Source organism: Flavobacterium aerium (assembly GCF_030766725.1).
Taxonomy (GTDB): domain Bacteria; phylum Bacteroidota; class Bacteroidia; order Flavobacteriales; family Flavobacteriaceae; genus Flavobacterium; species Flavobacterium aerium.
The window spans coordinates 513,715-531,070 of the sequence record NZ_JARQWR010000001.1; the positions used below are offsets into that span (position 1 = coordinate 513,715).

Annotated in this window: 14 protein-coding genes; 11 read left to right on the forward strand and 3 right to left on the reverse strand. The window is 33.9% G+C overall.

What is annotated here, in order from left to right; all coding sequences use genetic code 11:
* Window positions 1-84: 84 nt before the first annotated feature.
* Window positions 85-2,466 (forward strand): GAF domain-containing protein, encoded by a 2,382-nt coding sequence (locus P6733_RS02340; RefSeq protein WP_306349982.1) that lies wholly within the window; start codon window positions 85-87, stop codon window positions 2,464-2,466.
* Here the strand turns inward: P6733_RS02340 and P6733_RS02345 are convergent.
* A complete protein-coding gene (locus tag P6733_RS02345; protein ID WP_306349983.1) occupies window positions 2,463-3,659 on the reverse strand; it encodes a Pycsar system effector family protein in 1,197 nt (398 codons plus the stop codon). The two genes, P6733_RS02340 and P6733_RS02345, sit on opposite strands and share 4 nt — an antisense overlap.
* A 29-nt stretch (window positions 3,660-3,688) precedes the next feature.
* On the opposite strand from P6733_RS02345, the gene P6733_RS02350 reads away from it, so the two are divergent.
* A complete protein-coding gene (locus P6733_RS02350) occupies window positions 3,689-7,420 on the forward strand; it encodes a metallophosphoesterase (protein WP_306349984.1) in 3,732 nt (1,243 codons plus the stop codon).
* Here P6733_RS02350 and P6733_RS02355 read toward each other — a convergent pair.
* Window positions 7,403-8,287, reverse strand: coding sequence for an SdiA-regulated/phytase-like domain-containing protein (locus tag P6733_RS02355; protein ID WP_306349985.1), 885 nt, complete (start codon window positions 8,285-8,287; stop codon window positions 7,403-7,405). The genes P6733_RS02350 and P6733_RS02355 overlap by 18 nt on opposite strands.
* 343 nt (window positions 8,288-8,630) lie before the next feature.
* On the opposite strand from P6733_RS02355, the gene P6733_RS02360 reads away from it, so the two are divergent.
* The 4 genes from P6733_RS02360 to P6733_RS02375 all read left to right on the forward strand — a co-directional run bounded on the left by P6733_RS02360 (window position 8,631) and on the right by P6733_RS02375 (window position 12,262).
* Entirely contained in the window at window positions 8,631-9,326 is a 696-nt protein-coding gene (locus P6733_RS02360) for an alpha/beta fold hydrolase (RefSeq protein ID WP_306349986.1), read from the forward strand.
* A gap of 179 nt (window positions 9,327-9,505) precedes the next feature.
* Window positions 9,506-10,192 carry a glycerophosphodiester phosphodiesterase gene (locus P6733_RS02365; RefSeq protein ID WP_306349987.1) on the forward strand — a complete coding sequence of 229 codons (687 nt, stop codon included), beginning with the start codon at window positions 9,506-9,508 and terminating at the stop codon, window positions 10,190-10,192.
* Window positions 10,189-11,397: a BaiN/RdsA family NAD(P)/FAD-dependent oxidoreductase gene (locus P6733_RS02370; protein ID WP_306349988.1), complete on the forward strand. Its 1,209-nt coding sequence runs from the start codon at window positions 10,189-10,191 to the stop codon at window positions 11,395-11,397. Before P6733_RS02365 ends, P6733_RS02370 begins: the two co-directional genes overlap by 4 nt.
* A gap of 127 nt (window positions 11,398-11,524) precedes the next feature.
* Entirely contained in the window at window positions 11,525-12,262 is a 738-nt protein-coding gene (locus tag P6733_RS02375; protein ID WP_306349989.1) for a hypothetical protein, read from the forward strand.
* Window positions 12,263-12,265: 3 nt separating this feature from the next.
* Here the strand turns inward: P6733_RS02375 and P6733_RS02380 are convergent, their stop codons facing one another.
* A complete protein-coding gene (locus P6733_RS02380; protein ID WP_306349990.1) occupies window positions 12,266-12,745 on the reverse strand; it encodes a TspO/MBR family protein in 480 nt (159 codons plus the stop codon).
* An 88-nt stretch (window positions 12,746-12,833) separates the two neighbouring features.
* On the opposite strand from P6733_RS02380, the gene P6733_RS02385 reads away from it, so the two are divergent.
* The 5 genes from P6733_RS02385 (at window position 12,834) to P6733_RS02405 (ending at window position 17,342) form a co-directional block, all read left to right on the forward strand.
* Complete coding sequence (locus P6733_RS02385) at window positions 12,834-13,922, forward strand: diphosphomevalonate decarboxylase (protein WP_306349991.1); 1,089 nt, start codon at window positions 12,834-12,836, stop codon at window positions 13,920-13,922.
* 110 nt (window positions 13,923-14,032) lie between these two features.
* Entirely contained in the window at window positions 14,033-14,971 is a 939-nt protein-coding gene (locus P6733_RS02390; protein ID WP_306349992.1) for a mevalonate kinase family protein, read from the forward strand.
* A gap of 52 nt (window positions 14,972-15,023) precedes the next feature.
* A complete protein-coding gene (locus tag P6733_RS02395; protein ID WP_306349993.1) occupies window positions 15,024-15,944 on the forward strand; it encodes a geranylgeranylglycerol-phosphate geranylgeranyltransferase in 921 nt (306 codons plus the stop codon).
* Between the two features lie 27 nt (window positions 15,945-15,971).
* Window positions 15,972-16,865, forward strand: a complete 894-nt coding sequence (locus tag P6733_RS02400) for a pseudouridine synthase (protein ID WP_306349994.1) — start codon at window positions 15,972-15,974, stop codon at window positions 16,863-16,865.
* A 114-nt stretch (window positions 16,866-16,979) separates the two neighbouring features.
* Entirely contained in the window at window positions 16,980-17,342 is a 363-nt protein-coding gene (locus P6733_RS02405) for a nuclear transport factor 2 family protein (RefSeq protein ID WP_306349995.1), read from the forward strand.
* Window positions 17,343-17,356: the final 14 nt, after the last annotated feature.

Below are 17,356 nucleotides of genomic sequence, written 5' to 3' on the forward strand. Positions count from 1 at the left end.
AATCCGATATAATACATGTACATAAAAATACTTGATTGCTGAATATTTCGTAAATTTGCACCGTACAATTCAGCAGAAGAGATTATGGATTATGTAGGCTATGAAGAGAACCCGTTTAAATTTCAAATATCTTTCCATAAGGTAATTGAAAGCCTGGAGAAGATTGCACTTACAGATGTAGATTATCGGGCAAATTATGCAAAAGCGTTACTGACCGAAATCCAACCCTTTCCTGAATTGCGCGATGGATTGAGAAGCCTAGAGGAAATCGAAAAGCATAGCAAGCTGATAAAATATCTTTTAGCGGATTTATTTCCAACTGCTTTAACTCTAAATGAAATTAAAGCTGTAAGTATCCCTTTCCAAAATATTGTATTCAATTATACCGATCGATTTGCGAATATTTTAAAAGAAGCAGGAACTGATTTTGATATCACAATCCGTGATTTTAATGATGACCAATTCTATATCATGAGTTGCTGTTTGATTTTGAATAGCTTCTATGGACAACACTTCGATTTTAAAAAACCATTATACTACGATATCCCAGATAAAGCAGGCGTAATAAGACATTATAAGATTTTATATAATGCCGATTTTATTGATATTTTACCAACCGATAAATCAAAAGAAATAACCTCCGAGGATATTAGACTTTTGATGGACAGCTATGATAATATAGCTTTATGGAAAGAGAAATTCCCAGTAGGAAGTTGGGTTATGAAAGGCTTTGGTATCGTTACACTAATTGATACTACAGTAGAAAGTGCTATTTCAAATCTAAAAACAAATTTATTAGTAGGACCCGATGCTGCTGATGCAGAATATATGCCTCAGGATTTTGAAACTATTTTTAGATCTATTTTTAATATTGCCGATTTACGTACTGGTTTTACAACCTTCAATCAAGAGGATGATACCTTTAGTGCAGCGGCCTTTAATAGCAATATACACAGTTATATTCTTTCAAATGAAGTTGCGGTAGACTGTAAAACAGCTTTGTGTGGATGCTCTTTTGAAACCCTGATAGAAAACAAAAAATATTTTGCCATATCCGATGTAGAAGAATTCTTTGAAGGTGGAGAAAATGAAACACTAGCCAAACACTTGCTCAAGCAAAATGTAAGAAGTTGTATCATGGCTCCGGTGATGAAAAATGATAAATTACTAGGGGTTTTGGAATTAGTTTCTTCCAGACCGAAAGAATTGAATAGTTTAAATGCTAATAAACTGGATATTGTAATGCCCTACATTGTAGATACAATAAACCGTTATTATTCTGACTTACAGAATCAGGTGGAAGCCGTGATTCAAAAAGAATATACAACAATTCATCCAAGCGTATACTGGAAATTTAGAAAAGAGGGTTCACAATATGTCAATAATTTAGCCAATGGGCAAGACTATATCCTGCGAGAAATTGTATTTCCAGAAGTATATCCTTTGTATGGACAAATTGATATTAAAGGATCTTCAGATACGAGAAATGAAACAACATTGTCTGATATTTCGACACAAATAAAATTATTACTGGCCATTTTTGATAAAGGAAATGAAGAATGCCAGCTACCTATTTTTGAACAAAAACGCTTTGAATTAAGCCGTCTTTTAGAAGAACTGAATCTGCAATTCAAAGCTGATACAGAACTGAGTATCCAGAACTATATAAAAACTGAAATCAATCCGATTATCAAACATTTCCAATCAGAAGATGTGACGATAAAGCAAATGATTGAAGACTATTTCTCTAGACTAGATGAAAATTTAGAAACGATTTATGAATCACGCAAAAAGTTTGATACAACCCTTTCGTTTATCAACAAGAAATTAGCAGCTATTCTAGATCAAAAACAAAGAGAAGCTCAGGAATATTACCCACATTATTACGAGCGATTCAAAACCGATGGTGTAGAACATAACCTATACATAGGAGATTCCATTGCACAAGATCAAAAATTTGATAAACTGTATCTGTATAATCTAAGATTATGGCAGTTGCAAACAATGTGCGAAATGGAAAATCAATATTACTATTTGAAACCTACATTACCATACCAATTGGATGTTACCTCATTGATTCTGGTGTTCAATTCACCAATATCAATCCGATTCAGAATGGATGAAAAACGTTTTGATGTCGATGGTAGTTACAATGCCCGTTATGAAGTGGTGAAAAAACGTATTGATAAAGCCCATGTAAAAGATTCTGATGAGCGCATTACGGAGAAAGGGAAAATAACAATTGTATACTCCCAACATTCAGAAGAGTTGGAATACATTCGATACATTCAGTTTTTACAATTCAAAAACATTGTAGGACCCGATATTGAAATGCTTGAAGTAGAAGACCTACAAGGCGTTTCTGGATTGAAAGCAATTCGTATCAGTGTATTATTTAATGAAACGGCTCAGAATCAAAAAACATACAGCTATCAAGATTTATTAAGAGAGATTTCGATTGATTAATTTGCAACAATCGATTGGAATGCCCAAACAAATGAAAATACCGATACAATTATACCAATCATAAAGATGATGTAGGTAATGCGCAACAATTTGTATTTTCTATTCAGCACTAATCCCAAGAAGTATAAATCCTTAATCATGGAAGAGTAAAGGTAATCGCGATCTTTCATCAGTTCGCCCATGGCCCATTGGTATTCCTCCAAAGGCATCTTGTGGAAATTCCCAAAGAATAATAAATTGACTTTTCGATCAATGATTTCTTGGTGTGAAAATGTACCAGTCGTTACTTTTGGCTTGGTCGATAATATGGCAAAAATAATGCAAACCACACTAAACATTAAAAGCGTGAAAGTTGGTATTACTAAATGCGCATTAGAAGGACTATCCAGTTTAGGGATTAAGGTAGAAAGAGAAATAGAAATGATAATCGCATTTACAGAAAGCAAAATATTCGCTTTACTATCCGCAATATCACTCAATCGGGTATGATTATTTAAGGTGACGCGAAACATGGTTTCAATACCACGTTCTGGACGTTCTAGTTTTTCAAGTTTCTTTTTGTTGACATCAGATTTCGATTTTTTTCCACCCGATGGATTTCCAAGCTCATTTATTTTCTCTTGAAGTAAAGCAATGTTTTTTTCTTTTATATGTTGCCAATTCTCTTTGGCATAAGGCGTATAAAAACGATGATATTTTGATAAGACCTTTCTGTTCTCCGTTGCCCACTCTAAATCTGTAAATGATTTTGAAGCCGTAAGATTCCATTCTTCTCGTAATAATTCACTAATTGTAATGTAATTTTTATCGGCAAAATGAGAACAATCAGCATCTTTAATAATGCGTTCTAAGGTCGTTTCTGGTATATGGTGAATTTCGGTAACCATAATCAAATCAATTACCTGTTGGATGCTTGCCTCTGCAACGTTCTGTTCTGTAAGGAAAGTTCTTGCTATTTCGGCACTTCTCTGTTCGTGATTTTTACAACCATCAATATAACCCGTATCGTGAAACCAAGCTGCTAAAAGTACCAATGTTGACGAAATTTCATCAGTTGGTTCTGCTTTTAATAGTTCGGAAACACTTTGTACCACTCTTAAAGTATGATTAAAATTGTGGTAAGTATATGCTTCAGAAAGTTTATCTTTGAAAAGAAGAAAGACGTAATCCTCGGCTTTTTGAGTAATATTCATGGATATAAAATTTAACACAGTACCAAATTATGAAATTCTTTTGGGTTAATGCATTAGCAAAACGAAATATTAGTATACTAAAGTATATTGTTGTCATTATTTTTTTTACCTCTTGTGCAACAAACCATTCACAATTTGGAAGTAAAGAACCCGTAAAGTTAGATGAAGCGGCATTAGCAGGGAAACCTTCCCATACTTTTTTCCTTTTGGGCGATGCAGGAAATGCAAACGAAGAAAAGGCAAAAAGAACACTTTCCTTATTAGAAAAACGATTGGAAGCAGCGGACAGTAGTGCTACATTATTAATCTTAGGAGACAATATTTATCCTGAAGGAATGCCAGAAGCTAATGATACTGCTAAAAGAACCTTGGCTGAAGAAAAGCTGAACACTCAGCTACAATTGAGTAAAAATTTTAAAGGAAAAACTGTTTTTATTCCAGGCAATCACGATTGGATGAATGACGGAATTAATGGACTAAGACGCCAAGAAAAATTTGTCAAAGAAGCACTAAAAGATAAAAAATCCTTTTTGCCAAGAAACAGCTGTGCGATCGATAAAATAAATATAAGTGATGCTGTAAGCCTTATTGTAATTGACTCACAATGGTATTTGGAAAACTGGGATAATCACCCCACAATAAATGAAGATTGCGATATAAAAACAAGAGAAGCTTTTTTCGAAGAATTAGAAGGTCAGATTAATAAAAATCAGAATAAAGTAATCGTTATTGCTATTCACCACCCATTGATGAGTAACGGACCACACGGAGGACAATTCTCATTGAGAAAACAACTATTTCCATTTCAGTCAAATTTACCCCTTCCAATACTGGGAACCGTTATTAATGTTTTACGTAAAACATCTGGAATAAGTCCACAAGATATTCAAAATAAAAAATACACTACTCTAGTAAAACGCATAAAAACATTAATTCAAGATAAGAATAATGTTATAGTAGTTTCTGGACACGAGCATAACTTACAATACATTGAGGAAGATAACATTAAACAAATCATAAGCGGATCAGGTTCGAAGACTGCGCCAGCAAGAGCAATAGAGCACAATGATTTTTCCTATGGTGGAAATGGCTATGCGGTATTAGATGTGTACGGAAATGGAGCATCAAAAGTATCCTACTATGGAGCAGTGAATAATGAAGAAGTATTATTGTATAAACAACAACCTACTACTTTTCGTCCTAAACCGGTATTAAAAGAATATTCTGGAAAGTTTGATACAACAATAAAAGCTTCCGTTTACACTCCAGAAATGACCCAAAAAGGAGGCTTCTATAAATTTTTATGGGGAGAACATTACCGTAAATATTACAGCTTACCAATTATTGCAAAAACAGTTAAATTAGATACACTATATGGTGGATTGACTCCAACAATTTCAGGAGGGGGACATCAATCAAGATCATTGCGATTAGTCGATAAAAACGGTAAAGAGTATGTGATGCGTGCCCTAGAGAAAAGCGCTGTTCGATTCCTACAATCTGTAGCATTCAAAGACCAATACATTGAAAAAGAATTCAAAAATACATTTGCTGAAAATTTCTTATTAGATTTCTATACCACAGCCCACCCTTATACACCATTTGTAGTAGGAGATTTGGCAGAAAGTGTGGGGATTTATCATACAAATCCTGTACTGTATTATATTCCAAAACAACCTACATTAAAGTTATTTAATGAAGAGTTTGGAGATGAATTATATATGGTAGAAGAACGTCCGATGGATGAATTCAAAGATTTGGCTAGTTTTGGTAAACCCAATAAAATATTAAGTACAGACGATGTATTAGCCAATCTTAGAAAAGACGAAAAGTACAGCATTGATGAAAAATCATACATACGAGCACGAATGTTTGATATGCTCATTGGAGATTGGGACCGTCATTCCGATCAATGGCGCTGGTCTGAATTTAAGGAAAATGGAGGCATAGTCTATCGCCCTATTCCTAGAGATCGCGATCAAGCATTCACAAAATATGATGGAAATTTATTATCCCTTTTGATGAATATTCCGGCGTTACGTCATATGAAAACATTTAAGGACGATATCAGTAATGTGAAATGGTTCAATATGGAGCCATACCCACTGGATTTGGCCTTTATTACAAAGTCTGATGAACAAGTATGGTTAGATCAGGCAAAATACATCAGTGAGCAACTTACCGATAAAGAAATTGATAAAGCTTTCTTGAATTTACCTCCAGAAATGCAGGATGAAACGATAAAAGAGATTAAACATAATTTGAAGATACGTAAAACACATCTGGCAAAGTATGCCCATAAATATTATAAAGTATTACAAAAAACAGTTCTAATTGTCGGAACCGATAAGAAAGACCGATTTGTAATCAATAGAATGCCTAAAGGAGATACACAAGTTCAAGTGTATCGCATGAAAAAAACAGGTGAAGAACTAGTTCATGATCGTACCTATAACCGTTCTGAAACCCGTGAATTATGGATTTATGGACTCGATGATGATGATGTTTATGAAGTAAAAGGAAAAGGTAGAAAAGATATACGTGTACGCCTTTTAGGAGGTCAGAATAACGATGTCTATACCATAGAAAATGGAAAGAAAGTTAATATCTATGATTTCAGAACAAAACCCAATACCATTAATAATGAAGGAGGAGCAAAGACATTCCTTTCCGATTATTACGATGTAAACACATACGATTATAAAAAGCCAAAGTACAATGCTATTTCAGGATTACCTTCTATAGGATTCAATCCCGATGATGGAGTAAAGCTTGGTGTTTTGATGAACTATACCGTAAACGGATTCAACCGCTATCCATACACACAAAGACACAATCTTAAAGCAAATTATTACTTTGCTACCCAAGGATATGAATTAGCCTATAAAGGAATTTTTACACACGTTGTTGGGAAATGGAATTTTGTATTGAATGGACTATTTACCAGTCCAAACTTCAGTGTGAACTTTTTTGGATACGGAAATGATACACAGAATTTCGATAAGGATTTAAAACGCAACTACAATCGGGTAAAAATGAGAATGCTGAAAGTAGAACCAGCATTACAATGGAATGGAGAACAAGGAAGTTCCGTAACAGTACAAACCTCATTTGAAGCGATGGAAGTAGCAGAAACTGCCGATCGATTTATTGTAACGCCAGGTTTGATGGATCCGATTATTTTTCACAACCGAAATTTTGCCGGAGCCAGTATAAAATATGCCTATGAAAACTTTAATAACGTTTCAAATCCAACATTAGGAATGGCATTCTCAGTACTAGGAGGATGGAAGATGAATTTAAAAGATACCGACCGACAGTTGCCTTATATTGAATCATCTTTAGGGTTCAATTATCCGCTATCTTCCAGAGGAAACTGGGTATTAGCGACCCAGTTGAATGGTAAAGTTTTACTGAGTAATGATTATGAATTTTATCAAGCAGCAAATATTGGTGGTGATCTAAATTTAAGAGGATTCCGAAACGAACGATTTGCAGGTAAAAGATCATTCTACCAAAGCTCTGATTTACGTTTAAATTTAGGAAAACTAGAAAATGGATTTGCCCCTTTGCGTTACGGTATTTTTGGAGGATATGACTTTGGACGTGTTTGGTTAGATGGTGAAAGTTCAGACAAATGGCATCAATCCGTTGGAGGTGGACTATGGCTTAATGGAGCGAATCTACTCACGGCAAAACTATCGTATTTTCATTCCAGTGATGGAGGAAGATTATCGTTTGGCTTAGGACTTGGATTTTAATTTTAGAGATTTTAAGTCTAATGAGTAAAGATTTCCCCCCGATTTCTTTTTACGTTCGTCAGTAATTAATAAAGTAGAATCATCTTTATAGCAAATACCTTCTTTTTGTGATACAAGTTGAAGTTCCACTTCTTGAGCAGTACCACTAAAATAATTGTCTCCTTTGAAGTTTTCTAAGAGCCAGATTTTAGAATTACTCAGAATAACAACCTGTTTGCCATTTGGACTAATGTCTGCACTGGTAATAGCACAATGATTAAAGATTCGACAGGTTTTGTAAGAGTCAATTAATTCGGCAGCATGATTGCCCGGTTTGTTGGGTACTTTATATAAAAAGGTTGTTCCATCAAATTGTGAACTTCTATTTTTAGTAAAAAGATAAAAGAAGTTATTGTGCAGAAAAAAAGCTTCAACATCATATAGGAATTCCTTCTTTTTTGGAGGGAATTTTTTTTGTTGAGGATAATAGAATGTCGTCTTTTGAGAAGGAGTAACAACGTTTGATGTTAATTCTGTTCCGTTAATCTTATAAATAGATAAATCCTGTCTAAGATTATCATTATTACCAAAATCACCTACGTACAAATTACCTTCAGAATCAGAAGTCAAATCCTCCCAGTCCACATTTGGAGTGCCAGCAAGAGCAATCGTTTGTGCAATATCCCCGTTTTTATCCAATCCATATATTTCAGCTTCATTACCACTATCTTGAATAGTCCAGATCAAATCTGATTTAGAAGAAACCTGTACGGCAGAAGCCTCTTTCAACTCTTTTGGAAGTTTAAAAACAATCTGTAATAAATCTTTAGAATTGCAAGAAAGAAAAATGAAGGCAATAAGAATAAAAAAAAGTTTTGAATTTTTCATGGGGGTATATTTATGGAACAAGAATAAATCTACGAATAATATTCATAACGGAAGGAACGAAAGTATATTTTAGAACAATTTTGCTGGTTATTTAAATGAATCTTGAAAAGAAATGTGTTGAGGCTATTCTTGAAATGTTAGCGTAGTGTTAATTGTTGATAGTCATGCAATTAAAAATTGATATGATGCTTTTTTAACAGAAGTATAAAGTTTATATTTGAGTAATTATCATTTGTGATTTTTGCAAAAAAATTAAATCTATAAATGATTACTATAAGAAGTATACTATCCTCGTAATTGAATTGAATCAAATTGTGAAAAATAATCCTTAAATATTTTTATCATGAAGAATAGCACAACAATTATTTTAGTTCACGGAGCATGGGGAGATGGGTCGCACTGGCGTCACGTAATACCTGAATTACATAAAAAAGGATATAAGGTTAGAGCAGTTCAGAACCCTTTAACGTCATTAGCAGACGATATAGAACAAACACGTAAACTTATTGAAGCACAAGAAGGACAAGTACTACTAGTAGGACATTCCTACGGAGGAGCAGTTATTACAGGAGCAGGAAATAATCCTAAAGTTGCGGGACTAGTATATATTGCAGCATTTGCTCCAGACAAAGGAGAAAGCTTAGGTGGTATTTTTGCAAAAAGAGAAGCGCCATCTGGAGCTGCGCACTTAGTACCCGATCAATATGGCGTATTATGGGTGAAATACGATAAATTTCATGAATCATTCTGTGCCGATTTGAGTGAAGACGAAGCCAATGTAATGTCGCTATCTCAAAAAGCTATTTCAGGAAAATGCTTTGGTGATGAATCCGGTGCACCAGCCTGGAAAGAAAAACCATCATGGTACCAGATTTCCGAAAAAGACCATATGATTCCACCAGTAACACAAAAGGAAATGGCAGAACGCATGAACCCTAAAAAAATCATTTCATTAGATTCCAGTCATGCTTCCATGGCATCTCATCCAAAAGAGATTATCAATTTAATTGTTGAAGCTGCCGAAGCAGTAAGTAAATAATTTTTTTATAAAATTAAGACACCATCCCAACTTGAGCTTGAGTATTTAAATAAAAACAAAAGCACTAGTTGGGATTTGTTATGCTGTATAATGAAGGGATAGGGAAAATAGAGGTGGATTAATTGTCTTAAAAAGCCTAAATTTGTACCCTATAAAGAATCAATACTCATTTTTCTACTTTGGATAATATACTAAAAATAGGGCACCGCGGAGCTAAAGGACACGAGCCGGAAAATACGATAATATCATTTCAGAAAGCTTTAGATAGTCAAGTTGACGCAATCGAACTAGATGTTCATATCTGTAAAACAGGAGAACTTGTGGTGATACACGATTTCACAGTAGATAGAACTACAGATGGAAGTGGTGAAGTGCACCGCATGAGCTTGAAAGAAATTAAAGCCTTAAGGATTGATGGGAAATATGAAGTCCCTACATTAGAAGAAGTTTTTGAATTAGTTGGACAAACCTGTGTAATCAATGTTGAGCTAAAAGGAAGACATACGGCCTTACGTGTTTCGGAAATTATAGAGAAATATGTAAATGCCAAAGGATGGAATTATAATAGCTTCTTAGTATCCAGTTTCCAACGAGAAGAATTAGAAAAAATGAGTTCGATCAATCCGAATGTAGCATTAGGAGTACTTACACAAGCAAGTGTTTCGCAAGCTTTAAAATGGGCAAAAGAATTTTCTGCTCAAGCGATACACCCACATTATAGCTTATTGACACCCGACAATGTAGCGAATGCACAAAAGAAAGGATATAAAGTATATACCTGGACGGTAAATGAAATGGAAGATATTACCCGAATTAAATCCTATGGTGTCGATGGTATTATATCTGATTATCCTGAAAAATTATGAATCAACAATTTGATGTTATTATAATAGGCGGTGGTGCAGCAGGTTTTTTTGCTGCAATCAATATTGCTGAAAAAAATCCAACTTTAAAAATTGCCATTTTAGAACGCGGTAAGGAAGTACTGACTAAGGTTCGTATTTCGGGAGGCGGACGTTGCAACGTAACCCATGCTTGTTTTGAACCAAATGAATTAGTGAAGTTCTATCCACGTGGAGAAAAAGAATTGAGAGGACCCTTTCATCAGTTTTGTAGCGGAGATACAATAGAATGGTTTGAAAAACATGGAGTAGAACTAAAGATTGAAGAAGACGGAAGAATGTTTCCTGTTAGCAATTCATCCCAAACTATTATTGACTGTTTTCTAAAAGCAGCACAAAAGTTGAACATTCAAATCTTGATGGCACAAAGTGTTCAATCTATTTATAGGGCAGAAGATTACTGGAAAATATCTACACAAAACGATGTTTTCTTAGCCGACAAAATTGTGGTAACCACAGGAAGTAATCCAAAAATGTGGGAAATGATGGAAACGTTAGGACACAGTATTGTAAGTCCAGTACCGTCATTATTTACGTTTAATATCAAAGATAAACGTATCAAAGACATTCCAGGTATTGCTGCATTGGCAACAGTAAATGTAAAAGGAACTAAGCTAACTAGTACTGGGCCTTTGTTGATTACACATTGGGGAATGAGTGGTCCAGCGATATTGAAACTATCAGCTTGGGGAGCTCGAATATTATCCGATAAAAAATACCAGTTTGCCATTGAAGTCAATTGGCTTAATGATATAGACACAGAAGATGCAGAGGAAGTCTTGAAAACATTGAAACAAGATCAAGCGAAGAAAACGGTAGTCACAAAATCACCGTTTGATTTTCCAAATCGATTGTGGAGAAATATTGTTTTAGCAGCAGATATTTCTGAAGAAACCAAATGGGCAGATTTATCTAAAATGCAAACTCAAAATTTAGCACAGCAATTAACCAAAGCTATTTTTCAGGTTAACGGAAAGAGTACTTTTAAAGAAGAATTTGTTACGGCAGGAGGGATTGATTTAAAAGAAATAAATTTTAAAACCATGCAAAGCAAATTCCATGATAACCTTTATTTTGCAGGTGAAATTGTAAATATTGATGCTATAACAGGAGGATTCAATTTTCAGAATGCATGGACCAGTGGATTTATTGTTGCAAATAGCATTTAAAGTGGAATGATGATCTTCACAAGAAAGCCATTTAAAAAGCATAAATCTATTAACAATACTTTGCGTGTTTCCTAAGTTTTAATTAAGACAATTCGGATAACTTTACTTTCAAGTTTAATACAGATAAATGAAAGTAAAATTACTCACTACAATTTCCTTATTTGCCTACCAAATTGGTGTTTCCCAAACAGAAAAAGTTCTGAATGGTAAAGTTATTTATGGAAATACTTTACTTGAGAATGTTGAGGTAATCAATACAACTTCTAGAATAAATTCTACTACGAATGCCCAAGGAGAATTTTCAATTCGAGTCCATGCAAATGATAGTTTGTTATTTTTCTCTAAGGATTTTTATCTTAAAAAAGTAAAGTTAACTCAAGAGAATATGGATGCTAATAATCTGGTTATTGCGATGCTTTTAAAACCAGAAGAACTTGATGAGGTTAATGTTTCTGCTGTAAGGCTGAAAACTGTTAGTTTGAGTAAAGAAGAAATTAAGAAAATAAAAATAGACGCTACTCTTCCTAAAAAGAAAATACGAGTAGAAGGTTATAAAGATGTAACAGTTCCTGGGGGAGTTGATTTTATCTGGCTTGGAAAACAAATCAAGAATTTATTGGGAAAGGAAGAAGAAGTAAAAAGACAAGTGGTAAAGACGGATTTTAAAAAACATATTACTACAACTTTCTCTTCTGATTTCTTTACAAAAAATCTAAAACTAAATTCAGAAGAGAAAGAACTATTCCTGGAGTTTTGTGATGCCGATCCGGAATCTAAATCCTTGATGGATAATAATAATATTCTCGCCATTACAGATTTTCTACACGCTAAAAATAGGGAGTTTAAAAAACTGAACGAAAATTAACAACTATTTATTTAGCCACCAAATACTAGCATTTAAGACCATTGCAAAACTTACCCAAATCAAATAAGGAATAAGTAAGTAGGCTGCAATCTTATTGATTTTATTAAAAACCATATACGTTTCGTAAATCATAAGCCATAACAATGCAATTTCGACTAAGGCCAATAGCGGATTGTTCAAGCCAAAGAATAAAATAGACCACAAAGCATTTAAGGCTAATTGTATGATGAAAAAGATCATTCCTTTTTTTACATCAGCAGGATAAAGATATTTTTGATGCCAAACTAAACCTGCGGCAACACCCATCATGATATATAATAGCGACCAAACCGGAGCAAAAATCCAATTAGGCGGGTTAAAACTTGGTTTTATTAAGGTAGGATACCATGTGCTTATGCTAGATTGAGTGGCAATACTAGAGAGTAATCCTACACTGACACAGATGATTACTGCGACTAGGATTTTGGAAAATAAAGACTTCATGAAAACTTTTTTGTTTTAAAGGTATTCAAAAGCGCTGACAAATTAAAAATGTTTTTTGAAAAATGTATCTTTGCATAAATTTTAGAAGATGTCAAAAGAACAAGATTTCATTAGTGCTCACTATAACCGAGAAGTAGAATCAGGAAGCTTTAAATGGAGTGCACCCAGTAATATTGCATTAGTGAAATATTGGGGAAAAAAGGAAAACCAAATTCCAGCCAATCCATCGATTAGTTTTACCTTAAATGAATGTAAAACCATTACGGAAGTAACATTCAATAAAAAAGAAACACCATCGGATACGTACTCTTTTGATTTGTTTTTTGAAGGAAAACCAAAGGAAGATTTCAAGCCAAAAATTCAGAAATTCTTTCAGCGTATTGAAAAATACATGCCCTTTTTAAAACAATACCATTTTAAAATTGATACCCAAAATACATTTCCACACAGCTCAGGAATTGCCTCATCGGCATCCGGAATGAGCGCTCTAGCGTTGTGTTTAATGAGTGTAGAAAGGACTTTAATGTCTGAAATGAGTGAAGCTTTTTTTCTGCAAAAAGCGTCTTTTCTAGCGCGTTTAGGCTCTGGAAGTGCCTGTAGAAGTGTGAAAGGAAGTCTTGTGGCTTGGGGTGACCATGCAGAAATAGAAGGAAGCACAGACTTATATGGCGTTTCATATCCCTATGCAGTTCATGAAAATTTTGAAGAATACCAAGATACCATACTATTAGTCGATAAAGGAGAAAAGCAAGTATCTAGTACTGTGGGGCATGACCTTATGCACAATCATCCGTATGCAACAACCCGATTTGCACAAGCACACGATAACATTTCTAAATTAATTCAAGTTTTTGAAAAGGGTGATTTGACAAAATTTATTGAAATAGTAGAAAGTGAAGCATTGACCTTGCATGCAATGATGATGACCTCATTACCGTACTTTATTTTGATGAAACCAAATACATTGGAAATCATAAACAAAATATGGGCCTATCGAAATCAATCCAATATTCCGGTTTGTTTTACGTTAGATGCAGGAGCAAATGTCCATGTACTATATCCTAAAAAGTTCAAAAAAGAAGTTTTAGAATTTATTAAGAATGAATTAGTTGCCTATTGCCAAAACAGTCAGTACATTTGCGACGAAATTGGATTTGGAGCAATTCATTTAGCATAAGCGATTTTAAGGAGCTCAAATAGAAGGAGAAACAATTTGTATTTCCCTATTTTTAGACTATCTTTATTAGTAATAAGCATTTATCCATGTCCATTATCAATTGAAAAACTATGAAAGGACCTTTATTTTACTCAAAAATATTACTCTTCGGAGAATATGGAATTATCAAAGATTCTAAGGGATTGTCTATTCCTTATAATTTTTATAATGGCGCTTTGAAAATGGCTGAAAATCCATCAGAAGAAGCCGTAAAATCAAATTGGAGTTTGAAACGCTTTGTTTCTTATTTGGAGAAATTACAAGACGAACAAACAGATTTAGTGACTTTCGATCTTGCAGCATTAAAAAGAGATGTTGAAGCTGGAATGTATTTTGATTCTAGTATTCCACAAGGATATGGTGTAGGAAGTAGTGGTGCTTTAGTAGCAGCAATATATGACCAATATGCTCAAAATAAAATCACAGTTTTAGAGAATTTAACACGTGAAAAATTATTGCAGCTAAAGAATATATTCGCGAATATGGAGTCTTTTTTCCACGGGAAAAGCTCTGGATTAGATCCTTTAAACAGTTATTTAAGCATTCCGATTTTAATCAACTCCAAAGATAATATTGAACCAGCAGGAATTCCTTCTCAAGGTACCGATGGAAAAGGAGCAGTATTCTTGTTAGATTCAGGAATAGTAGGAGAAACAGCACCGATGGTAAATATTTTTATGGAAAACCTAAAAGAAAAAGGTTTCCGTAATATGTTGAAAAACCAATTCGTGAAATATACTGATGCTTGTGTTGAAAATTTCCTTCATGGTGATATGAAATCTTTATTTTCAAATACCAAGAAATTATCTAAAGTAGTATTAAGTCATTTTAAACCAATGATTCCAGAGCAGTTCCATGAAGTATGGCAAAAAGGAATTGAAAGTAATGATTACTATTTAAAACTTTGCGGATCAGGCGGAGGTGGATACATCTTAGGTTTTACAGAAGATTTCGAAAAAGCAAAATCAGCTTTGAAAGACTATAAACTTGAAGTAGTTTACCAATTCTAATCCCATTGAATTGTAAATACTATTTTTTTAACCGACAAACAACAGATTAAAAATGTTGAGCAGAAAGAACAAACTTTTATTGATGAAAATCCTCAGTTTGTTCTCTGTAGTCAGAGGTTATAATATTCCCATTATAATTCTAGCGCAGTACTTGGCTGCGATATTTATACTAGCTCCCGAAAAAGGAGCATTGTCAATTCTATTGGATTTTAATCTGTTTATTTTAGTATTGGCATCCTCACTCACAATTGCTTCGGGATATATCATTAATAATTTTTATGATTCCCAAAAAGATTTGATTAATCGTCCTAACAAATCAATGTTAGACCGATTAGTAAGTCGTAAAACGAAGTTACAGGTTTATTTTACTTTAAACTTTATTGTAACTGCATTAGCCTTTTTGGTTTCTTGGCGTGCCGTATTATTTTTTGCAGTCTATATTTTTGCGATATGGTTCTATTCCCATAAAATTAAAAAGCTACCCGTTATAGGGAATTTAATGGCTGCACTATTGGCAGTATTACCTTTCTTTGGGATATTACTGTACTATAAAAACTTCTATGCCGTAATATTCGGTCATGCTATTTTCCTGTTTTTGCTAATCTTAATCCGTGAAATGATTAAGGATTTGGAAAACATAAAAGGGGATTTGGCTAATGGTTACCAAACGATTCCCATTCTGTATGGAGAAGCCGTTTCCAAGAAAATAATTACAGTCTTAACGATACTCACGGTGTTTCCGGTTTATATATTAATTGAGATTTATGATGTAGGTTACATGGATATTTATTTTTATGCCAGTATGATTATCTTGGTTTTATTTCTCGTTTATTTATGGAAATCGAAGACCAAAGAAGAGTTTTTATTACTGCATAATACCCTTAAATTCTTAATTGTTGCTGGTGTATTTTGCATCGTATTGATTGATCCTGTAGTTTTATTAAGAGGAAGAACGATCTTATTATCGATTTAATAGTATCTTTGCCAAAATAATTTTTTTATGAATAAAAAAGATAGCAACAATAGAGGGAATGCTAACGGTAAATCTAAAGGAGAACGTAAAGGACCTGCGGGTAAAGGAAATCCAGATAAAGGTAAGCCAGGTTTTAAGAAAAAACCAGCAGCTCCAGATGCTACAAAACCAACAGTAGCGAAAGCACCAACTGTTAAAAGACCTAAGAATGCAGACGAGATGCGTCTTAATAAATATATTGCTAATTCAGGCGTATGTTCTAGACGTGAAGCAGATATTTATATTCAATCAGGTAATGTAAAAGTGAATGGTGTAGCGGTAACCGAGATGGGATATTTAGTGAAATCAAGTGATACAATTCACTTTGATGGGACATTATTGACACCAGGTAAAAAAGAATACATCTTATTGAATAAGCCTAAAAACTTTACTACAGTAGGAGATAATGAGAATGAACCTCGTAACGTACTAGAATTGGTTAGAGGAGCTACAAGAGCAAATATCCAACCAGTAGGAAGAATGGATAAGAATACAACAGGTTTATTATTGTTTACCAATGATACCGATATTCTTAGAAAATTCACTTTGCCAAATCAGAAATCACCAAAGATTTATCAAGTTTCATTAGATAAAAATTTGAAGTTTGAAGATTTAGAGAAAATTGCTTCTGGTGTAACTCTAGACGGACATAAAGTATATGTTGACGAAATCAGTTATATTGAGAACGAACCTAAAAGTGAAATCGGAATTAAATTACGTACTTCACATGTAAAAGTAGTTCGTGCTATTTTCGAACATTATAAATATGATGTATTGAGAGTAGACCGTGTAGCTTATGCAGGTTTAACAAAAAAGAATTTACCACGTGGTAACTGGAGATTCCTAACGGATCAAGAAGTTATCAACTTGAAAAATATGTAATATTTATATTCCAATTTCGATTGGAAGAATAAAAATAAGATTCCGTTCTTACTTATCATTGGTATAAGAAGAGAGCGGAATTTTTCTTTGGAATGCTAAATAACTAATACACCTATGATACCTAAGAATTTAGAATCCGTTGCACACAAATGGTTTGATGCCTTCAATACGCATCACTTAGAACAGCTTTTGTCATTGTACGATGATGAAGCAAAACATTTTAGTCCAAAATTAAAAATAAGAAGACCAGAAACCAACGGTTTGGTAGTAGGTAAAGAAGCATTGCGCGATTGGTGGCGTGACGCCTTCGATCGTTTGCCAACATTACATTATAAGGTAACTTCCTTAACGGCAAATAACGACCGTGTTTTTATGGAATATATCAGACAGGTGGAAGGAGAAGAAGATATGCTTGTGGCAGAAGTGCTGGAAGTAAATAACGGAAAAATTATTGCTTCTCGTGTATACCACGGATAGTAAATAAAAAAGCC